Genomic DNA, 20,802 nt, shown 5'->3' with positions numbered 1-20,802 from the left:
TCCGGCTCAGCGGCCGCGCGTGTGCTCGGTGACGAACGTGTAGCCCTCGGGCAGTTCCCAGCCGTCCGCCTTGCCGAGCCTGCGGCAGTACTCCCGGAAGGCCACGCGCTGAGCGTGGCTGGGGGAGCAGCCGGGCCGCAGGCGGCGCAGATGGCCGGGGACGAACTGGATACCGCGAAGTGCCCCGCCGCCCGGGTCTGTCCCGCCCCACGGGCTTATCACCCGCGGCCAGGCAGGGCGATAGCCGATCAGTGGAATGGCCCGCTCCCCCGTGCGGGCCGGGAAGTGTGGCCGGCCCCAGATGTCGAGGCTGCCCAGCGCCGGTTCCAGGAGCCCTTCCGCGAGCAGTTCCACGACCGCTGTCTCCAGTGCGGCTGTCTGTGCCGCCGCCGGCCGGTGTCCGTACACGGCACGCGACAGGACGGACCGGTCCATGAGGGCATGGCCGTCCAGGGTGAGCAGACCGCATCGGCGTACCGTCCGCATCACCAACTGCCGTGGTCCCAGCCCGGCCGCCGTGTCGCCGTGACGGTCGCTGCCGGGCGCGCCTTCTCTGGTCAGGACACGAGGGTCGAAGCAGTGGCCGATCAGACGATCACCGTCCCGCACCGGCTCCTGGAGCCGGGTCGTGGCCACGCGGATCACCAGGCCGCCTCGCGGCCAGGAGACCTCGAGCATCAGCCCCGGGAAGAAGGATTCAGGCCAGGCGACACCGGCCAAGTGACCTGCGGTGTCATCGAGTTCGGCGGTGACGGCCTGAACCGCCTCGGACGCTGCCAGCACCGCACCGTGGTGCGACAGTTCGAGGTGTACCGAGCATCGGCGGCCATGTGACCGGTGCAGGGCGGCTGCCGCGTCCGGGTGCAGCGGGAGCCGGCCGTGCCTGAGATGGGCCAGCCGCAAGGGTGCCCGCCAGGCGATGCTCTCCGCGTCCGGCCGCAGCAGCTCAGCGGGGCCGAGCAAGGCGTCATCGGCCAGAGGAAGATCGACCGGCTCCAGCATCTGTTCCGATGCCGGCTCGGCCTCCGGCATCGCGTCCGCATCGGATGTCTCGCCGGTCGTCGACGCCCAGCCGCGGCCCGCCGGGATCAAGGGGTTCCCGGCGGGTTCCGTCTCGCCGGGATGGTGGGTCCGCCACACGCCGCCGCCTTCGAAGGCGTCGTCGAGTGTGACACGGGAGCCGTTGCCGAACAGTCCCTGCTCACTGTCTCGTTGGACGACATCGGCGAGGGTCACATTGGCCCGGCACACCGCAGCCGCATAGCCCACTCCCCTGAGTCGTTCGGCCGCCCCGGGAAACGCGCGCAGCCGCGGCCCGACCGCCGTGTACGCAGTGACGGGGGAGGTGAGGCCATAGCGCCGCTTGGCCGGGTTCGCCGCACGCTCCACGGCCGCCGCGAGGCAACGGAGATCGTCACCGCCCAGGGGCCCGGTGTCGCGCCAGCATTCCGAGAGAGAGGCACGGGTCATGGCGTAGTGCCCCCACATGCGCAGCTCGTCGCCGGCGAGGAGGACACCGCGGACGGTGTCGAGAAGGCCGAGAAGACCGGCCCGCAGGTCGTCGTCCCTTGTACTGCCGACCAGTTCGGCCAGCGAGACCGGCACGAACGGACTGAGCAGTTGCTCCCGCGCCGTCGTCAGCAGATGGTCGGCGTAGGCGGTCAGGTCATCGCTCCGGGACGCCTCCCGGGACGGGTAGCAGACATCGACGACGACATGACCGTCCTCGTTGATCCAGCGCCGGCGCGTGCGTAAGCGGTGGAGCTGCGCCGGTGACAGGCTCAGGGCGGGCCCGAAGGCGTGCAGGTCGGGGACCAGGAGTTCCCTCCGGCGAGCGGTGCCGTCCCCCGGCCGGCCCGGTCCTACCGCACCCACGGGAGCCCCCGACACCCAGGCCGGTACGTCGCCCAGGGCGCCCAGTTCCGGATGGGCGCCTTCCCGGTAGACGATCTCGGCGTAGAGAGGGTCCGATCCGGTGGCGATGCACACCATGGCACCGACGGGGAGCGCAGGAACGCACTCGCCGAAGGTGATCTCAGGGAAGTCGTCGAGCCGCAGTGGACTGCTGCCATAGCCGTCGCCCCCGAGGTCGTAGCCGAAGTACACGGCGTTGAAAGCGACAGTGGTGTGGACCGGCGCGGGGCGGGCTGCGACGACCGCCGCGAGATAGCGTAGAAGCCGATCCCGCTCGTCCTCGGGTACAAAGTCGTACCCCCTCGTCATGACAGGGGTCAGCAGGGCCCGTTCACCATACGGATCAGGCACGTCCGCCGCGTCACGACGCTCTCGTGGCTCTGGCTCGTCGTGGCCGCCGGCAATTGCTGACACAAACAGGTCCCCACCCATGACACCTCCCCCACTCTGGGCCTCCCCAGCCCAGGGTGCGGTAATTCCCGAAGACTATGCCCGTATGGCGTGTTCCGGTGGCACTTTCGTCACTTTGCAGGGGCGGCGGCGGTTTGGTCGAACATGCTTACGCACCGACAGCAGAATCACGCTCACACAGCACGATAAGGCAGCCTGTTAGCGGCGTCAACGCATTCACGTGCCATGGAACCCTGTCGCTGTGAGCGTCACGAACGCCGTGACGCGAAGGTACGCAACGCCTCCTGCGCCCGCTCCAGCTCGCCCGCCCGGAAGTCGGCGTCCGAGGAGTCGTCGTCTTCGCGTGGCCGGTGCGCCCACCCTTCCTCGCGCAGACGCTCGAGCAGTTCGATCAGCTCGGTGCGCTGGGCGTCGGGAAGATCGGCCTCGCGGTGGCTCGCGTAGCCGCCCGCGACGGAGACGAACACCCCTTCCACGTCCGGTCTGTGCAGTTCGGCGGTCAGCCGGCGGTGAGCATCGGGCTCGTCTCGGAGCAGGGCTCCCTCCACGCTCGCGGCGCGCACACGCGGGGCGCTCGATGCGGCGTGGCGTGCCAAGGCCCGCGCGGCCAGGCGGGAGTTGGCGGCGTCGGCGCAACGGATGTGAGACAGCGCGGACGCGGCACAGAACACCACTTCGGGGTCGGGATCGTCTTCCAGCACCGCGGTCAAGGCGTTCACGACGCGGCCCTCCTCAGGCACGCCCGCTCCCACGGTGTTCAGTCCGGAGGCGGCAGCGGCTCGCACCAGCGCGTCGTCGTGGCGCAGGAACGTGAGGAACAGCTCCACAGGCGGGTTCTCGAGCGGTCGATCGGCATGGAGTGCGGAGTAGCAGGACAGTGCCATGCCGAGCGTGTACGGCTCCTGGCCGGGTACGCACAGACGCTCGACGGTCTCGCGAATCGCCGTGTGCCCTGCACTGCGCGAGGGCCTCATCGATGCGCAGCCCGGCCAGGGCTCGGTCCGTGAAGGACTCCTCCCCGGGCCGCAGGGCCAGGGGGACGAGTACCTCCGCGCGCTCATCACTGCCGGCGGGATGCGACAGGGCCGATTCCAAGGCCGCCCGTATGTCCTCGCGCACGCGCGCTTCCTCTGCGGCGGACAGTGCGACGTTGCGCCGTACGACTCCATGCACCAGCGCCAGCGTCGTACTGAGCGTCAGGGAGTACGGGAAGGACTCGGGACGCATACGCTCCAGTCGGTCATATCGAAAGCCCTGCCCGCGCAGGTGCCGAAGTGAGTTTCGGACGTCCTCCACCAGATCGTCGTCGGCCGTCTCCAGAGCTGTGCCCCCGCCGCACTCCGCGAGGAACGCCGTCCAGGCCCGCACCAAGGCCGCCGGCTCGCTGTCAGGCCGGCGGCGAGCATGTGCTCGACACGTTCACGCAGGAACCGATCCCGGCACAGCGCGTCACAGAAGGACCCGACGATGTCGGGGAACACATCCGGTACCGGCTCCCGGTCCAGTGCGTGCGCCGGCTCCCGTACGGCCCAGGCCTGATCCCGGACCTGCGCGATCTCCGCCGCCGCGGCGACCCGGGTTCCGGCGTCGCAGGACCTGATCCGTGCCGCCAGGGCCTCCTGCCGCCCCTGCTCCTTACGAGCTCTGCGCCTGCCGAACATCCCGACAGCGTAGGTCAGAGGTTGGCCGGGGCTTCACCGACCAGCAGGCAGGCGTGGAGACAACCACCTACCTGTCCACCGTCTCGCTGCCGTCGCCCCGGAAAACCACCAATGGCGGCTCCATCTCGCCCCGAGTCGCGCTCAGCTGAGAGTGCGCCGTCGCCACCTCCGGCCTGACCCCCAGAAGGTCGGGCAAGCGCGGCAGCAACACCTGCCCGCCCTGCATCACCCTGTCCCAGTCTGTCTCTTCCGTCAGCCCGCGACGGTCGATGACCAGCCCCCATGTCCTGTCCCGGTCGGCACTGACGGCATGTGAGGCCGCGCGGATCGCCCTCTCCTGCTCCGCAGGCGACATCCCGTCCAGGCCGAACTCGATTACGACCCGTCCCGCGCCCAGACGACGGAATCTGGTGAACATGTCGGTCTCCTCGTTCAGCCACAACTGGAAGTTGACCTCGGGCCGGTCCGTCAGCGTGAGGAGCTCGACCAGTTCGCCACGTTCCACGGGGAGTTGCTCACCCCAGGAGTCGGGGCCGTCGGTGATGGTGGTGATGGCATGCGACGTGGGGTGGGCGAGGTGGACGCCGTACGCCTCGAGGGCATGGAGGAGGCGCTCGACACCGCGCTTGTCATGCGGCTCGCTGTACCAGTAGAAGAATCCGTCACTCATCCCTGTCACCTCGTGAACGTGTGCACGTTCGCATCACCCAGAACCTTCCTGGCCAGCGCGAGTGCCGAATCCGGTGTGCCCTCTTCCAGATATACCTGAGCCCGTACGCCCCGCTGCTCGGCCGCGTACTTGAGAATGTGGAGCTTCTCACCGAACTTGGCGAGATTCCTCGCCTTGGCCGGCCCGCCCACGGCGATGAACGAACCGTCCGCTCCGATCACGTCCACGTCCGTCGTCCCCGCACCGGGTTTGGTCACCTTCAGCCCGGGCTTGCCCGGGGCACCCGAGGGCACTGTCCCGCCGGTCAGCTCGGCGACCTTCTCCTCCCGTGCGGCTCCCACCTTCTGCGACTGCACGGGATCCGTCGAGCCGGGTTTCTGCGGACCGGGCGACGCCTCCTGCTCGCCTGGTGGATCCATCGAGGAGCCGCCGGCACTCACCGCCAGGAGCGCGATACCCGCGAGACCGAGCCGTGCCGCGAGCGCGGCCTGGGCGGCGGTCACGCCGGCGGCGGCGCCCCCGCCGGCGAACGCGAGGCCTGCCGCTGGCGGGAAGAGCGCCAGCAACGACAGCAAGACCAGTGCGAAGCCCAGATACACGAGAAACCGGTCGAGTGCCTCCAGGAGGTGGGCCGCTGGAATGGCTCGCCCGTCGGGTCCTGCGTCGCCCAGGCCCCGCCATAGCAACAACAGGCCTGTTGTCGCGGAGCCCACGGCTGTTCCGAAACGAAGGCGGTGCTGGGCGAGTTGTTCGCCCAGCGGTTGGGCGGCCGTCCGGCGCCATGTCCGCGCCAGGAGCACCAGCTGCCAGGCGATCCATGCCAGGGCGGCGACCGCGCATCCCATGAGCAGCTTCGCCCCTGCCACACTGGCGAAGAAGTCCTGAAGTCCCACAGTGGACTTGAAGGAACCGGCTCCGAGGAACAGAACGGAAGGGAGTGCGAGCAGGCAAGGTACAAGGATCAGCCATCGGCGTGGACTACGCGCCGCTGCCCGCGCGGCCCTCACGTGCGCTCGTCTATCGACTGTGCGCCAGGGTCGTTCGTGGTCGGTGGCGTTGATGCGCCGCGCGATCTCGGCGACGGAATTCCGAAGTGGCTCGATGCCGGAGGCGGTCGGGTGAGCCGCGTAGGAGTAGTAGAGCGATCTGCGCAAACGCACGAAGCGGAGCGCGATCAGCAGGCTCCACGGAAGGCGCCAGGCGGCGTAGCGGGTGACCGCGGCGATGCTGTCACCGTCGCTACGCTCGGACCCCAGCAGGACGTCCGGCATGTTCCGCTTGCCGCGCCTGACATGGCGCAGGTCGATCAGCATGGCGAGCGCGAGCGTCGCCAGAGAGATGAGCCACAGGCCGTTGTCGATGTCCTCCAGCCACTCTCGCTGCGGTTCACGGCGGCCGTTCTCGGCGACGTAGTTGTTCAGGGTGTGGTGGGCTACCGCGAGAGTCACCGGCACAACAGCGACCGGTTTCGCCCAGCGGGGCAGACGCCACAGCAGACCGACACCCAGGCCGGCGAGGGCCGTCCACACGAGGTGGGAGAAGGTGGCTGTCGCGGTCGGGCTGGAATGGCCGAGTTCGAGTGAATCGGAGGGCGCGGGAAGCCAGGCGGTGAACACCTGGCCGGGACCCGGTATGTACGGTGCCGAGAGGCTGTCCGGGATGGTCCAGCCGCCGTCCGGTCGGGCGATGGCCCGGTCAGCGTCCAGTGAGTACCGCAGCAGCGCCTCCAAGAGTCCGAATCCGGCGCCCAGGGCCGAGCCCACCAGCACGAAGTCGGTGACGCCCCACTGCCGCCGAACCTTCGCGTACACACCGGCCAGCACGAGCGGAGTCGCCTTGACCAGTTCCTCCACCCACGGCGCCACGGTGTGACTGGTGGTGCTGACGACCTGCGCCATAGATCGACCAGTCTGCGCCGCGAAGACTCTCGTGTAGGTCAGTTCAAGCAGCCCGGCGGCCGTTCCGCACGCGAACATCCCGGCGGCCATGGCCAGGAGAACCGTGGACAGACGTACGGACCGCGTGGGCCACGACACCACGCATAACTGCCCCACGCCGTAGACGGCTGCGGCAACCATCATGAACGACACCCAAATACCCCCGTCGCACTGCGAGTTGCCCTCGCAAATGTGCAGCCTAGGGGAATGGGTCGCCGCTGCCACAGAAGCGATTTCAGCCACCCCGCGTCGCACCGCTGCCGACGCACAGATACATCCGTACACAGATACGAGTGGGCCGTCTTTCGTGAATCTGTTGACAGTGCTAACGTTGCGCATCATGCTGATTAGAGACACGCATTCGCTCAACTCGTGTCGGTGCACACCACGCCGACCCCGTCCCTGGAGCACTCCATGACCGACGTGCCGCAGCCCCGTTCCGCTACCGACCCCGGCCACACCCCGCCCTCCGTACGGGAGCTTCTCCGCGCCTGGAGCGTTCGGGGCTCGCGGCCGAAACCCAGGCCCTGTTGCGTGAGCTGCTCCCGGAGGAGCAGGTCAGGAACGGCAAAGGGCGGGCCGGTCCCGTGCAGCTGCGGTCCATCACCGCGGCCGGCTGGCGCGGCATCGGGCCGCGTACCACGCTCCGACTCCCGCCGGGACCGGGCCTGGTGGTCGTCACCGGACCCAACGGGTCGGGCAAGTCGAGCTTCGCCGAGGCCGCGGAGACCGCTCTCACCGGGCGTAACTCCCGCTGGGAGGGACGCCGGGCCGGTGACTGGAAGCAGGGCTGGCGCAACCTGCACAGCCCCGACGTCAAGCCCGAGGTATCCGTCGAGCTCTCCCTCGGCGACGGCGGGGACCCGGTCACCGTGCGGCGCACCTGGTACGGGGGCAAGGTCGACGAGGCCCGCACCCGCATCGAGGCGGCGGACGGATCCGAGCGGCAGCTGGAGGGGGTTCTCGACGCCGACGCACTCGATCTGGCCCGCCCCTTCCTGCCGTACAGCGAACTCGGTTCGGTGATCAACGGAACGCTCGGCGATCTGCACGACGCGTTCTTCAAGCTGCTCGGACTGGAGCTGCTCGCCGAACTCGACACCCGGGTCAAGGACACCGCGAGCGCGTGCGAGAAGGCGGTCAAGCTCGAGAAGGAGTGCACGGAGCAACTGCTCGAGGCGCTGGCCGCGCTCGACGATCCCCGGGCCCGGGAGGCCACCCAGGCCCTCTCCGGTACCCGGGCCGACCTCGACGGGGTGCGGGCGCTGCTGTCCCGGCGTTCACCGGCCGCCGAGGCGGAACTCGTACGGCTGCGGCAGCAGGCGAGCCTCACCGGGCCCGACCTCAAGGACGTGTCAGTCGCGCTCACGCGGCTGCGTGAAGCCGCGGCGCGTGAGGAGGAGGCCAGGTACGGCGACGCCGAGAACGCCCGCCGTCTGGCGCAGCTGCTGGAGGCGGCGCTCGATCACCGGCGGCGCGCGCAGTCCGCCGACTGCCCCGTGTGCGGCAGTACCGGGCAGCTCGACCGGGCCTGGGCGGAGCGGGCCCGCGCGGAGGTGGAACGGCTGCAGGGCGAGGCGGCCGAGGCGGAGTCCGCGCGGCAGGCAGTGACCGCGGCACGGCGGGCCCTGCACGATGTGATCCAGCCCGTTCCGGTGTGGCTCCAGGGCGAGCAGTCTCCGCTGGCGGCCCTGTGGCGGGACTGGGCGCTGTGCCGCGGCATCACCGACGTGCGCGAGCTCGCCGAGCGGGTGGAGAGGACGGCTCGCGCCCTGGACGAGGCGTGCCGGCAGGTGCGGGAGGAGTCGGCACGGCAGCTCGCCGAGCACGACGGCGCGTGGCAGCCGATGGCCGTCCGGCTCACCGGCTGGCTGGGCGTGGCGGAGGCCGCCGCGGACGCGCGTGCCCGTAAGCCGCAGGCGACCAAGGCACGCGCGTGGCTGCGGTCAATCATCAACGAGCTGCGGGACGAGCGGCTGCGGCCCTTCGCCGAGCAGTCGCAGGAGGTGTGGCAGCGGCTGTGCGAGCACAGCAGTGTCACGCTGGGGTCCGTGACGCTGGCCGGCACGCCCGGTCGGGGCCGGGTCGAGCTGGATGTGACCGTCGACGACATGACGGCGCCCGCCTACAGCGTGATGAGCCAAGGCGAACTGCATTCACTGGCACTGTCGTTGTTCCTGCCGCGTGCCACGCACGACGGCAGCCCGTTCGGATTCCTCGTGATCGACGATCCTGTGCAGTCCATGGACCCGGCGAAGGTCGAGGGACTGGCCCGGGTGCTCGACGCCTGTGCCAGGGACCGCCAGGTGATCGTCTTCACGCATGACACGCGGCTGCAGCAGGCCATCACGCACCTCGGTATCCCTGCCACGGTCCTGCGGGTCACCCGCCAGACGGACTCCGTGGTGGGTGTCGAGGCAGTGACCGATCCCGTCGACCAGGCGCTGGCGGAGGCCCGGGCCATCTCCCTCGACCCGCACGTGCCGCAGGAGGTGGCCGATCATGTGCTGCCGGCCATGTGCCGCGGGGTCGTGGAGGTCGCCTGCCTGGCGACGGCGCGTCGCAGGCTCCGTGACGAGCAGGGACTGGCCCTGGCCGAGGTGGAGGAGCGCATCGCGTCGCTGGAACGCACCAAGGAGTACGTGGCCCTGGCCCTGCTCGGGGACGGCAAGCGGGACGCGCGTGCCGCCGTCGAGCGGATCCGGCCCGGTGGCTGGCCGCTGATCGAGGCGTTCAACTCCGGTACCCACGGCCCGCTGCCCACGGTCGACGACCGCAAGGCGCTGATCACCCGGACCAAGCACCTGGCCACCGCCATCGTGCGGGCCGAACTCTCCGCGGGCGGTGCGCAGGTCGCCGGAGGTGGACGATGACGGCACGTGCGCAGAGTCTCGTCGCCGCCGCCGAACGACTGCTGCGGCCCCCGGCGGGGACGGTGCCGGCCCTGGCGCCGGGCCTGCGTGCCCGGGCCGCCGCCATCCTGCTGCGCATGGCACTGGAGCAGTCCCTCGACGCCTGCTGGCAGCGGATCACCCCTCGGATGACGCGGATCGGCAAGCACCGCATGCTGTGCCTGGAGTGGTACGCGGGAGGAGACACCGCCCGCCGGTGCCGCACGACATGGGCGGCGCTCAGCGCGGCCTGCCACTACCGCACCTACGAGCTGCCGCCCGCACCGGCCGACATCGAGGCCCGGCTTCGGGAGGTCGCCGCGCTGGTGACCGCTCTGGGCGCCGTTCGGTCCCCCCTCCGGGGGAGGGAAGGTGACGGCAGGGCCTAGGGTTCTCGAGCGAGGGTGCAGGCTCTCCGCGAAACGAGGAGTGGGTGTGAGCGAGGCGTACGACGGCCCCTCGGGCGCGACGCGCTATCCGGAGTTCCGGCTGCGGCTGCCGGCCGGCGGGCCGGAGGCACGGGGGCGGCTGCTGGAGGAGAAGGGCACCAACGGCAGCCAGAAGTTCGTCGTGCTGGCCGGATCCCCCGGCAGGGCGGACGTCGTGTCCTCGTTCCCGCAGCGCATGCCGTCGTCGTACCGGTTGCGGCAGCAGCTGCTCGGCGAGGGCGCCCTCGTCGAGTCCGAGCGCTGGCCGGGCTGGCTGGAGACGACACGGGACATCGAGTGCAACTCCCCGTCGGCCGCCGCCGAGATCCTGGTCGGCCGCAGCGCCAACGGATGGACGGAGTGGAAGTCGCCCGACGGGCATCCGCTCGCCGACTATCTCGACCAGGTGTGGTGGGGCCGCAGCCGGGCCTGGCTGGTACGCGGTTCGAATGTCTCCGGTCTCGATCTCGTCCAGCGGCTGTGGCTCACCGAAGGGTTGGTCTCGCTGTCCGCCCGGCATCTGCGGAAGGGCATCGAGCAGGGCATCAGCAAGGACCGGCTACGCACGGCCGTCGACGAGGACTACGCCTCGACGGCGACGTACAACCAGAAGATGCAGCTGGTCGAGGACCTGCACGCCTTCCTCGCGCGGATGCGCCCTGGCGACACCATGTGCACGATCTCCGGCGGGCGCCTGTACGTCGGCGAGATCGCCGGCCCCGCCGAGCAGGTCGACTCCGAGGACGGACGGTCCAATCTGCGCCGCCCGGTGGACTGGCAGGAGCAGGGGCACGCCTACGACGAGCTGCCGGAGGAGCTTCAGCAGCGTCTGTCCGCCCAGCACGACGTCGTGGATCTCACGGTGGTCAAGGACCTCATCGACGGTCTCGGTCTCAGCGACCAGGATCTGATCGACGAGGCCGAGGCCACCGACCGTGACCCCAGCGGGGAGATCCCCGCTCTGACGGCACGGCGCGAGCTGGAGCTGCCCCGCCCGACGGACGAACTGGCCGCCGAACTGCTCGTGCACGACGTGGCCTGGCTGGACGAGGTGCGCGAACTGCTGTGGGACGAGCGGCAGTTGGTGCTCTACGGCCCGCCCGGCACCGGCAAGACCTACCTCGCTCTCAAGCTGGCCGAGTTCCTGGGCGGCGGACCCGAGCAGGTGAAGCTCGTGCAGTTCCATCCGTCGTACGCCTACGAGGACTTCTTCGAGGGGTTCCGGCCCCAGGAGGACCCGGACACCCGCAAGGTCGACTTCCGGCTCACCGCAGGTCCCCTGCGTGAGCTCGCCGACCTCGCGTCCCGGGAGGGCAGCCGGCACATCCCGCACTTCCTGATCATCGACGAGATCAACCGGGCCAACCTCGCGAAGGTCTTCGGTGAGCTGTACTTCCTGCTGGAGTACCGCAACAAGTCGGTGCGGCTGACGTACTCGGGCGACGACTTCGCGCTGCCGCCGAACCTGTTCGTGATCGGGACGATGAACACGGCCGACCGGTCCATCGCCCTCGTCGACACGGCCATGCGCAGGCGGTTCGCCTTCGTCGAGCTGTCGCCGCGCACCGAGCCGACGAGTGGGCTGCTGCGCCGGTGGCTGGCCAGGGAGGGCAAGGACGCCGAGCCGGCGGACCTGCTGGACGCGCTCAACTCCCGTATCGACGATGCCGACTTCCGTATCGGACCGTCGTACCTCATGAAGCCGGGCGTCTACCGCGACGGCGGTCTCGAGCGGACCTGGCGGACGAAGATCCTGCCGTTGCTGGAGGAGCATCACTACGGCGAGGGTGTGGACATCGAGAAGCGGTACGGGCTCGCGGCGCTCCGGGAGTCGCTGGGGTGACGCTCGTCGTCGAACTCGTCGAGCACGCACCGGCGGTGAGTCTGCCGCTGCCGGACGCCCTGGGGCGGGCGCTGGCCGTCCTGCGGATCGCCGAGGCCGCACCGGACCCGTACTCCCCCGGCCGCTGGTCCCTTCGGGCCGGCAGCAAGGTCGGCGCCGTCACGCTCACCGCGCCCGGCCATGAGGACGCACTGACGGTCCGCATCGTGCCCAAGGTGCCCATCGGCCGCCTGTTCTTCCTCCTCGGGTACAGCCAGGACCCGTCCGGTGCCTGGCGCGACGGCGAGGTCGACGTGGCCGAGCACCGGGATCTGCTGCCCGCCCTCGCCCATGCCGTGGAACGGCAGGTCGACCGTGCTCTGCGCCAAGGGCTGCTGCAGGGCTACCGGGTGACCGAGGAGACCTCGCTCGTCGTCCGGGGGCGGATCCGGGAGGCCGATCAGATACGCCGCCGGTTCGGGGCGACCCTGCCGGTCGAGGTGACCTACGACGAATTCACCACCGACATCGCGGAGAACCGCATCCTGCGGGCGGCCGTGGAGCGGCTGCTGCGGCTCCCCGGCGTACCGCGCGAGGTGCGCCGCAGGCTGCTGCACCAGCGGTCGCGGCTGGCGGACGCCGGACGACTCGTGCGGGGCCGTCCGCTGCCCGAATGGCGGCCGAGCCGCCTCAACGCGCGCTATCACCAGGCCCTGCATCTGGCCCGGGCCGTTCTGGAGAACGCCTCGCCGGAACACGACCCCGGTGGACTGCGCGTCGACGGCTTCCTGTTCGACATGAACAAACTCTTCGAGGACTTCGTCACGGCCGCGCTGCGTGAGGCGCTCCACGGCTCCGGACACCACGCCCGGCTCCAGGATCCGCACACGCTCGACGAGGCCCGGATGATCCGCATGCGACCGGACTTCGTCCTCTACGGGCCGGACCGCCGTCCGTGTGCCGTGGCCGACGCGAAGTACAAGGCGGAGAAGCCCGGCGGGTTTCCGGAGGCCGACCTGTACCAGATGCTCGCCTACTGCACCGCCCTCGGGCTGCGCCACGGACATCTGGTGTACGCGAAGGGGAACGCCGAGCATGCCGCACACCGGGTACGGCATGCGGGCATCGTGATCCACCAGCACGCCCTGGACCTCGGCCAGGAGCCGGCCGGGCTGCTCGCCGACGTGGCAGAGGTGGCCGCCCGTCTGGTGAGCGGCCCGTGCGTATGATCGGCCTCGCAGTGACCGTCCGGGGTGGGGAGGGCACACCGTGCCACAGCTTGCGTTCGCCAATAGTTTCTGGGAGAGCTACGACGTCCTGGAGAAGCCCGTCAAGGCCGGCGTGCGCAAGGCGATGCAGAAGTTCCAGCAGCTCACCGTCGCCGAGCTGCACTCGGACAAGGGGCTGCATCTGGAGTCCGTGGAGAACGCCCGTGATCCCCGGATGCGGACCATCCGCATCAACGACTTCTGGCGCGGTGTCGTCCTCGCCCCGGACGACGGCAGCGATGTGTTCCTGCTCGTCAACGTCGTACGGCACGACGACGCCTACAGCTGGGCCGCCAAGCGGCTCTACACCACGAACTCCGCGACGCGGGCGCTGGAGGTCCGCAATGTGGTGGCCATCGAGCAGCTGACCCCGCAGCTGGAGAAGGCCGCGGCCGCGGCCGGTTCCCTGTTGTTCGCCCGCTACTCGGACACCGTTCTGCGTGAGCTCGGCATCGACGACCAGGTGCTGCGGGCGGTGCGCACGATCATCGACAAGCCGCAACTGGAGGCGTTCGGCACGCTGTTGCCGGAGGACCAGTTCGAAGTGCTGCAGTATCTGGCCGAGGGGTTCAGTCCCGAGGACGTGTACCGCGACGTGGTCGCCGTCCGCCGGCCTGTCGCCGCCGGACCCGATCCGGACGAGAGCCTGGCCGCGGCCATTGCCAACACCTCCAGCCGGATCACCCTGGTCACCGGGCCGGAGGAACTCACCGACATCCTGGAGAAGCCGTTCGCCGCCTGGCGGGTGTTCCTGCACCCGTCACAGCGGCGCGTCGCCTACCGCGTGTCCTACGGCGGGCCGGTCCAGGTCAGCGGGGGTCCAGGCACCGGCAAGACGGTCGTGGCGCTGCACCGCGTCAAGCATCTGCTCAGCCGCTCCCCGGACACCAGGGTGCTGCTCACCACGTACACCAACGCCCTGGCCGCCTCCCTGCGCGAGAACCTGTCGCTGCTGCTGGACGGCGACGCGGAGCTGCTGGCGCGCGTGGACGTGACCACGGTCAACGCCTACGCACATGGTGTCGTCACCCGTCTCGACGGCAGGGCTCCCTCCCCCATCGTCGACCGGGACGAACGTCAGCTGTGGCAGCGGGTGGTGAAGAGGCTGGGGCTGCCGTGGACCGAGCAGTTCCTCGCCCAGGAGTACCGGCACGTCGTGCTCGCCCAGGACCTGCGCACCCTGGACGCCTATCGTGCCGCGTCCCGGCGCGGCCGGGGCAGTGCGCTGTTGCCGAGCAGGCGGGAGCAACTGTGGCCCGCCATCGAGCTGTTCGAGTCGATGCTGCGCGAGAAGAAGGTGACCACCCATCTGAAGGTGTGTGCCCGGGCCGCCGAGCTGCTGTCGGCTTCGTCGCCGACGCATGACCATGTGGTGGTGGACGAGGCGCAGGACCTGCATCCCGCGCAGTGGCGCGTGCTGCGCTCCGCGGTCGCTCCCGGCAGCGACGATCTGTTCATCACGGGCGACCCGCACCAGCGGATCTACGACTCGAAGGTCTCCCTCGGATCGCTCGGCATCCCGGTGACGGGGCGCACGCACCGGCTGCGGCTCAACTACCGCAGCACCGAGGAGATCCTGACCTGGTCCACCGGACTGCTGAGCCCGGTGACGGTGGAGGACCTGGGCGGCGACGGCAACGACACGCTGGCCGGCTACCGCTCGCTGCTGCACGGCCGCAGGCCGCATGTCGCCGGGTACGGCTCGGAGCAGGAGGAGATCGCGGCGCTCGTGACCCGCGTGCGGGAGTGGATCGGGCAGGGCATCCGCCCGGCCGAGATCGGTGTCTGCGCCCGGTTCAACGTCCTGCTCGACAGGGCGTACGACAAGCTGAGCGCGGCGGGGGTTCCTGTCGTCCGGGTGAGGGACAATCCGGGACCTGATGCGGACGGGGTCCGGCTGGCCACCATGCATGCCATGAAGGGCCTGGAGTTCCGGTGTGTCGCGGTGCTGGGTGTGACCACCGGCGCGGTGCCGTTCGCCCGGGAGGTCACGCCGGCCTCGGTGGACCTCCTTCAGCACGAGTCGGATCTGCTGCGGGAGCGGTGTCTGCTGTTCGTGGCCTGCACCCGGTCCAGGGAGGCGCTCGCGGTGTCGTGGAGCGGGGCGGCCAGTCCGTTCCTGCCCCGCCCGGAGTAGCCGCCCGGCGCTGTGCTGTCAGTCGGCAGGCCGTAGCGCGCCGTTGCTCAGGCCGTCCCGCGCCAGCTCGGCGATCTGCCGGCTGAGCTCCGCGACCCGCCGCGACCTCTCCTCGAACTCCCTGAGCGCGCGGAACGCTGACCCGTACCTGCGTTGTGCGGCGAGGTCCATCTGGGGGATGCGGGCGCCCTTGCTGTCGAACCGGAAGGTGCCGCTGGCGCTGGTCGACCGGCGGCTGTTGGCGGCGCTGTGCAGGAAACCCTGGAGGAAGTCCGTATCGAGCTGGTCGCTGACCGAGACCGGTTCAGGGTCCGCGTATTCGACGAGTCCGGCCCGTGTCAGGTCGGCGACGCTGACGCTGGGACCGTCGAGGGTGCCCGGTCCCTGCCCGGCCACCAGGACCGGCAGCAGCTCGTTCAGTCTCTGCAGCTGCTCGGCCAACTCCGCGTGCAGAGTGTCGTATTCGGTGACGTAGTCGCGGTGGGACTCCTCGACGTGGCGGCCCGGGGTGAGGTCCACCAGATCGTCCAGCAGATCGATCTGTGCGACCTCGGTGATCTGCTCGGGACGCGGCTCCAGGGGGCCGTCCGGGTCGTTGGCCGTGAGGTCGACCATGCGCACGGTAGTGGCTGCCTCGTCCGGCGTCCGTGGTCGTCGCAGGTGCCACAGGTGCACCGGAAGGGGGTGTGCGGCGGCCGTGCCCGGGGCCAGTGCGGTGACCTGGGTGAGAATGCCCCGGCGCACGAGCTCGGCCCGGATACGGCGGCCTGCCTTGCGGTACGCCACCGACGCGGGCATCACCATGATCACGCGGCCGCCGGGCGCCGTGTGGGCGTAGGCGTGCTGCAGCCAGGCGAGTTCCCCCTCGGCGCGCGAAGGTGTGCCGAGCTCCCAGCGCGGGTCGAGGAGCAGGTCCTCGCGCCCCCAGTCGGTGTCGCTGGTGGGGGGATCACATACGACGAGATCGGCCTTGAGATCTGGCCAGTGGTCGGCGCGCAGCGAGTCGCCCTGTTCGATCCGGACCCCGGTACGCCCGGTGAGATCGGCCCGTGCCTGCGCGAAGCGAGCACTGCGCGGGTCGACTTCCTGCCCGAAACGCCGGCCATGGTCCGCGGGTCCGACGGCGAGCAGGAGCGAACCGATGCCGCAGGCGGGATCGAGCACGACGGCGTGGTCCGCCAGATCGCCGGCGAAATGGCACACGGCCCGCACCACTCGGGGCGAGGTCACCGAATCTGATCCCGCGCGGCGAACGGAGTCGGTGAAACGCTCCGCCAAGGCGTTCACGACATCGCCGGGGGATCCGGTCTCAGCCATGTGTCGGGCGAGCTTCACCGCCTTGTCGGGCAGCGGCTCCGGTGCGGCGCTCCGGGCGTCTCTCGAACGGAGGGCGTCCGCGATGTCGGCGAGTCCACCGAGAATGTCGTCACCGTACGCACCGCGCAGCACCTGCCACAGCTGCACCTCCTCGGCCACGTCCTGGCCCTTGCGCTGTCTGTCCAGCCAGGCCTGGACCTCGGCCAGGTCGAACAGCGGGCTGTTGGCCCCGCCCCCCGCCGGTGCGGGGAAGTCGTCGTACCGCCTTCTCCAGTTCGAGACGGCAGCACGGGTGACGCCCGCGAGCCGGGCGATCTCGGAACCGGTTACCAACGGGTTCGTCGGATTGGCCGGGGTCTGTGACATACCGGCCACCGTACACAGCGCCGGTTGCCGCGGCAATGAACTAAGACCGTTGACGGCGTTAACGAGGCATTTGCGCGCTGCGGCGCCGTGATGTCAGGCGCCGGAGACGGCCACCAGGGCTGCAGCGGACCCGCCGAAGACCACGGTGTTCCGCACGTACGTCTGCACCCGCACCCATCCCGGAAACGCGTCCTCGACCGCCTTGAGAAAGGAGGCGACCTTCACGCGGGCCAGGTCCGGGTCGCCGCCGCCGTCTTCACCTACGTCCTCGGCAACGCGGCCGCCGCGCTGACTCGGAAGGTCAGCAAGGACGGGGCCGACGCGAAGGAGCAGTTGGAGCAGGCGATGGCCAAGGCTCGGGAGATCGGCCTGCGTTGTCCGCGCCTGCGCGCCCGCCTCGAGACCACGGCGGCGGCCGAGTACGCCGCTTCCCCCGAGCAGACCTTCGAGGCCGGGCTCCACGCCCTGCTCGACGGGTTGGCGCGGCGAATCGAAGGCTAGGCCTGGCGCGTGGATCGCACATTCTCGCAGGTCAAGCGCACTGTCAGTGGGTGCCTCTAGATTTGATCTCGTTCCGCCGAGGTGGCGTGAACGCCCCCTTCGCATGCATGGGAGATGGTGCGTTGTCGGTCTGGGAGAGGTCGAGTACGGCGCGAGTGGTGCCGTCCGCGCGGCCGCGGAAGCTGGCCAAGGTGCCGTTCGTGGAGCTGGCCGACGGGCGGCTGCAGGGCGTGGTGTCCAGCGGGTCGGACATCGGGCGGGTGTATGTGTCGTCGGTCGAGGCGGGGTCGTACGCGTTCGCGTGCAGCACCAACAACAACCGTCCCTGCGGCGGGGCTCGGGGATGGTTCTGCAATCACATTCGCGCGCTGATCGGTGAGGCCGTGCTGCAGTACGGGGCCGAGCGTGTTGCCCGGTATCTCAAGATAGAGGACGCGGCCGAGGAGTCCGACGCACAGTCCCTCACCGGCGCGATGACCGCCACACGTCCCGCTCAGAGCGACAGTTCGGCCGCGGCCCAGGTATTCAGCAGGTTCCTGCGGCATCTGGCCTATCTCGAACTCGGCCCGACCACGGCTCCGTTGCCCGAGATGCAGTGGTTCCCGACGACGAGGGCGGTGGCCTGATGCGTGCCGATCTGCTGGCCGACGCCATTGTTGGACTGGATGAGGCTCTCGCGGCCGTGGACGGTTTCGACGACGTCCTCGTCGGCGGTCTGCTGCGGCCGCAGCCCGGCCAGGCCGACGGGCTGGCGGCGCTCGCCGAGGCCGTCGCCGGGACCCCGCTGGCTTCCCGGGTCGCCGAGGCTGCCGAGAAGGCTGCGGCCGGTGCCGCCGGCGAGGATCACTTCGTCGCGCTCGCCGCCGCCCGTACCGCCCTGCTGGGCTCCGTGCACGATGCGCTCAGCGAGCAGATCGAGGCTGCCGTCGAACGGCCCGGGGCCGGCCAGCCCGGGCCCGAGCAGCCCGATGGCCCCACGCCGGGCGACGGCGGGGAGCATGCCGTCAACCTGCACGCCGCCGCTCGTAGCTGGCTGTGCGATCTGGCACGAGCCGGCTGGCAGGCCATCGATCACGAACTCGTGGCCGGGGCTGCGCCCGTCGTGTCCGCGATGCTGCCCGATCCGGCGCTCCGTCGCCTCGCGACCCTGCTCGACGGGTTCGCCGCCGAACTCGCCGCCTCCTGCCCTGGCGCCACCCTGGAGCGGATTCCGGTGCGCCGCTGGGCCGATCTGTGGTCGCGGGCGGTGCTGCTGACGCTGCCCGGCGCTGTGTCCGCTCCTGCGGTCGCCGAGGTGAGCGGTCGTCTGCTGCCGCTCGGCGTCGATGTGCAGGAGCACGCCACGGCCGTACAGGCGCAGGTGCACGCGGTGTTCGAGCCCGCGGACGGTGGTGCGCCGCGGCTGGTGCGGGCCTCGGCGTCCGCGCCGAAGCCGGACACCGTCGTAGGCGCGGGGCTGTGGCAGCTGCTCCGGCCGCACCTGTCGCTGCTGACCGCCGTCAGCGAGGAGCGTGCCATGGAAGTGGATTCCATGGCCCTCACCGCCGAGGGCGACTTGATATGGGACGACGCCCGGGCCCGGATGGGCGAGCCCGCCGAGGTCTTCACCACCGCCCGGGTCGCGCTCCCCACCGCTTCCGCCTGTCCCACGACGCCTCTGGACCGGCACCCCACCCGGATCGCCGTGCCCGTGCTGCTGGAGGGTTACGCGGTGGAGAAGGGCGAGGACGACGGCTTCGTGGCCTTCCAGGTCGCCGGGCAGCGTCTTGCCGTCGACAGCGACCGGGTTCCGGCGGCCGGGCCGCTCACGTCCGAGGCCGTCGCCTCCTCCGGTGCGTGCATCGGGCTGTTGCGGTGGGACGCCGGGGAGTTTCTGGTCCAGCCGCTGGCTGTGGAGCGGACGGTGCGGAAGAAGGCCGTGGCCGTGCACGCCGGGGCGTGGGCCGGTGGTACGAGCGACAAGGCCGGCGTCCGGGCCGAGAAGGCGGCCACCGATGCCGTCACCGTGCTGCGGGAGCGTGCGGGAAGGCTGCTGCGGAAATGAGCGAGCCCATCCAGGGGGAGGTCCCGGAGGCCGACCCGTACGACAACCGGCGGCAGGTGCTCTACTGGCGGCTGCTGGCGCGGCTCTTCGACCCCGAGGAGCAGGCGAGCCTGGAGTCGGCGAGTCTCGCCGTCGTCGAGGACATCGGTCTGCCGGCCGCGCTGCTCGACTCGGGGGCGTCCGTCGACTCCGTCGTCCAGCGGCATCCGGAACTGGCCGCCGAGTTCGACCGGCTGATGGTGCCCGAGCCGGAGGAGGACGGCGCGCGTGACCGAGCCGCAGAGGTGCGGCGTGCGGCGCTCGCGTCGAAGGTGCTGCTCAATGTCTTCGCCTCCAGCCCCGGCACCGTGACTGCCGAGCAGCTGGCCCGCTGGCAGTCTGATGCGGGCTGGCTGGAGCGGGCGCTGGGCTGCCGGCCCGGTGAGCTGCGCAATGGGCGTGGCGGTACCCCACAGGTGGGGGCCGGGGGCGGTGTCAGTCCGACCGGTACCGGCGTCGGCGCGCCCACCCCCGACCTCAGCCGGCTCATCCCCGAGATCGGCCCGGAGCTCGGTTCCATCGAGGCCGGGCTGGTCAAGCGGATGCATCTGCGCGAGGTGCTGGCCGACCCGCAGCTGGCGTCCCGGCTGACCCCGAGCATGTCCCTGATCGAGCAGCTGCTGCGCGACAAGAACAACCTCTCCGGCGTCGCCCTGGCCAACGCCAAGGCGCTGATCCGCCGTTACGTCGACGAGGTCACCGAAGTGCTGCGCACCCAGGTGGAGAAGGCGTCGGTCGGTGAGCTCGACCGGTCCGTGCCGCCCAAACGGGTCTTCCGCAACCTCGACCTCGACCGCACGATCTGGAAGAACCTCACCAACTGGGACCCGGAGGAGGAGCGGCTCTACGTCGACCGCCTCTACTACCGGCACACCAGCCGCAAGACGACCCCGCAGCGGCTGATCGTGGTCGTGGACCAGTCGGGCTCCATGGTCGACTCGATGGTCAACTGCACCATCCTGGCGTCCATATTCGCCGGGCTCCCGAAGGTGGACGTCCACCTCATCGCGTACGACACACAGGCGTTGGACCTCACGCCCTGGGCGCACGACCCGTTCGAGACGCTGCTGCGCACCAAGCTCGGCGGCGGCACCGACGGCACTGTCGCCATGGCGCTCGCCCAGCCGAAGATCGCCGAGCCGCGTAACACGGTCGTGGTGTGGATCTCCGACTTCTACGAATGGCGGACCCACGAGCTGTTCGAGAGCATGGCCGCCATTCATCGCTCGGGGGCGAAGTTCATCCCGGTGGGCTCGGTGACCAGCTCCGGACGCGGCAGCGTCAATCCGTGGTTCCGGGAGAAGTTCAAGGACCTCGGTACGCCGGTGATATCCGGCCACATCAAGAAGCTCGTGCACGAGCTCAAGACGTTTCTGACCTGATCACCGAACACGCG

14 protein-coding genes are annotated in these 20,802 nt (G+C 70.3%); 9 read left to right on the top strand and 5 right to left on the bottom strand.

The window, feature by feature from the left end:
- Window positions 1–6: 6 nt before the first annotated feature.
- The 4 genes from N4P33_RS02340 to N4P33_RS02325 form a co-directional block, all read right to left on the bottom strand.
- The gene (locus N4P33_RS02340) at window positions 7–2,223 is read right to left on the bottom strand and encodes a hypothetical protein (protein WP_260824446.1); all 2,217 of its coding nucleotides are present in this window, start codon (window positions 2,221–2,223) and stop codon (window positions 7–9) included.
- A gap of 350 nt (window positions 2,224–2,573) precedes the next feature.
- Entirely contained in the window at window positions 2,574–3,209 is a 636-nt protein-coding gene (locus N4P33_RS02335; RefSeq protein WP_260824445.1) for a HEAT repeat domain-containing protein, read from the bottom strand.
- A gap of 844 nt (window positions 3,210–4,053) precedes the next feature.
- On the bottom strand, window positions 4,054–4,656 hold the full coding sequence (locus tag N4P33_RS02330) for a hypothetical protein (RefSeq protein WP_260824444.1): 603 nt from the start codon (window positions 4,654–4,656) through the stop codon (window positions 4,054–4,056).
- Between the two features lie 5 nt (window positions 4,657–4,661).
- Entirely contained in the window at window positions 4,662–6,734 is a 2,073-nt protein-coding gene (locus N4P33_RS02325; RefSeq protein ID WP_260824466.1) for a PrsW family intramembrane metalloprotease, read from the bottom strand.
- 389 nt (window positions 6,735–7,123) lie between these two features.
- Between N4P33_RS02325 and N4P33_RS02320 the strand changes: the two genes are divergently transcribed.
- From N4P33_RS02320 to N4P33_RS02300, 5 genes are read left to right on the top strand one after another with little or no spacing between them, the layout of a single operon-like run.
- Window positions 7,124–9,466 (top strand): AAA family ATPase, encoded by a 2,343-nt coding sequence (locus N4P33_RS02320; protein ID WP_260824443.1) that lies wholly within the window; start codon window positions 7,124–7,126, stop codon window positions 9,464–9,466.
- Window positions 9,463–9,873 (top strand): hypothetical protein, encoded by a 411-nt coding sequence (locus N4P33_RS02315; RefSeq protein WP_260824442.1) that lies wholly within the window; start codon window positions 9,463–9,465, stop codon window positions 9,871–9,873. Before N4P33_RS02320 ends, N4P33_RS02315 begins: the two co-directional genes overlap by 4 nt.
- A 46-nt stretch (window positions 9,874–9,919) precedes the next feature.
- Window positions 9,920–11,755, top strand: coding sequence for a DUF4357 domain-containing protein (locus tag N4P33_RS02310; protein ID WP_260824441.1), 1,836 nt, complete (start codon window positions 9,920–9,922; stop codon window positions 11,753–11,755).
- On the top strand, window positions 11,752–12,963 hold the full coding sequence (locus N4P33_RS02305; protein WP_260824440.1) for an McrC family protein: 1,212 nt from the start codon (window positions 11,752–11,754) through the stop codon (window positions 12,961–12,963). The genes N4P33_RS02310 and N4P33_RS02305 overlap by 4 nt, the downstream gene beginning before the upstream one ends.
- A 40-nt stretch (window positions 12,964–13,003) precedes the next feature.
- Window positions 13,004–15,139 (top strand): UvrD-helicase domain-containing protein, encoded by a 2,136-nt coding sequence (locus N4P33_RS02300; RefSeq protein WP_260824439.1) that lies wholly within the window; start codon window positions 13,004–13,006, stop codon window positions 15,137–15,139.
- An 18-nt stretch (window positions 15,140–15,157) separates the two neighbouring features.
- On the opposite strand, the gene N4P33_RS02295 is transcribed toward N4P33_RS02300, so the two are convergent.
- Complete coding sequence (locus N4P33_RS02295; protein ID WP_260824438.1) at window positions 15,158–16,822, bottom strand: SAM-dependent methyltransferase; 1,665 nt, start codon at window positions 16,820–16,822, stop codon at window positions 15,158–15,160.
- A gap of 90 nt (window positions 16,823–16,912) precedes the next feature.
- On the opposite strand from N4P33_RS02295, the gene N4P33_RS02290 reads away from it, so the two are divergent.
- The 4 genes from N4P33_RS02290 (at window position 16,913) to N4P33_RS02275 (ending at window position 20,788) form a co-directional block, all read left to right on the top strand.
- The gene (locus N4P33_RS02290) at window positions 16,913–17,323 is read left to right on the top strand and encodes a TetR/AcrR family transcriptional regulator C-terminal domain-containing protein (RefSeq protein WP_260824437.1); all 411 of its coding nucleotides are present in this window, start codon (window positions 16,913–16,915) and stop codon (window positions 17,321–17,323) included.
- A gap of 107 nt (window positions 17,324–17,430) precedes the next feature.
- Window positions 17,431–17,949 (top strand): hypothetical protein, encoded by a 519-nt coding sequence (locus N4P33_RS02285; protein ID WP_260824436.1) that lies wholly within the window; start codon window positions 17,431–17,433, stop codon window positions 17,947–17,949.
- Window positions 17,949–19,367, top strand: coding sequence for a hypothetical protein (locus N4P33_RS02280; protein ID WP_260824435.1), 1,419 nt, complete (start codon window positions 17,949–17,951; stop codon window positions 19,365–19,367). The genes N4P33_RS02285 and N4P33_RS02280 overlap by 1 nt, the downstream gene beginning before the upstream one ends.
- Entirely contained in the window at window positions 19,364–20,788 is a 1,425-nt protein-coding gene (locus N4P33_RS02275) for a VWA domain-containing protein (protein ID WP_260824434.1), read from the top strand. Before N4P33_RS02280 ends, N4P33_RS02275 begins: the two co-directional genes overlap by 4 nt.
- The last annotated feature ends 14 nt before the right edge of the window (window positions 20,789–20,802 follow it).

Origin of the sequence: Streptomyces sp. 15-116A (assembly GCF_025290915.1) — a bacterium.
Taxonomy (GTDB): domain Bacteria; phylum Actinomycetota; class Actinomycetes; order Streptomycetales; family Streptomycetaceae; genus Streptomyces.
The sequence above is the reverse complement of the archived record's forward strand: the minus strand, read 5'-3'. Positions and strand labels throughout refer to the sequence as shown.

Excerpts from the sequence above, each read along its gene's own strand:
- N4P33_RS02340 (WP_260824446.1), bottom strand. The coding sequence starts at position 2,223 with ATGACGAGGGGGTACGACTTTGTACCCGAGGACGAGCGGGATCGGCTT.
- N4P33_RS02335 (WP_260824445.1), bottom strand. The coding sequence starts at position 3,209 with ATGGCACTGTCCTGCTACTCCGCACTCCATGCCGATCGACCGCTCGAG.
- N4P33_RS02330 (WP_260824444.1), bottom strand. The coding sequence starts at position 4,656 with ATGAGTGACGGATTCTTCTACTGGTACAGCGAGCCGCATGACAAGCGC.
- N4P33_RS02325 (WP_260824466.1), bottom strand. The coding sequence starts at position 6,734 with ATGGTTGCCGCAGCCGTCTACGGCGTGGGGCAGTTATGCGTGGTGTCG.
- N4P33_RS02315 (WP_260824442.1), top strand. The coding sequence starts at position 9,463 with ATGACGGCACGTGCGCAGAGTCTCGTCGCCGCCGCCGAACGACTGCTG.
- N4P33_RS02295 (WP_260824438.1), bottom strand. The coding sequence starts at position 16,822 with ATGTCACAGACCCCGGCCAATCCGACGAACCCGTTGGTAACCGGTTCC.
- N4P33_RS02290 (WP_260824437.1), top strand. The coding sequence starts at position 16,913 with ATGTCAGGCGCCGGAGACGGCCACCAGGGCTGCAGCGGACCCGCCGAA.
- N4P33_RS02285 (WP_260824436.1), top strand. The coding sequence starts at position 17,431 with ATGGGAGATGGTGCGTTGTCGGTCTGGGAGAGGTCGAGTACGGCGCGA.
- N4P33_RS02280 (WP_260824435.1), top strand. The coding sequence starts at position 17,949 with ATGCGTGCCGATCTGCTGGCCGACGCCATTGTTGGACTGGATGAGGCT.
- N4P33_RS02275 (WP_260824434.1), top strand. The coding sequence starts at position 19,364 with ATGAGCGAGCCCATCCAGGGGGAGGTCCCGGAGGCCGACCCGTACGAC.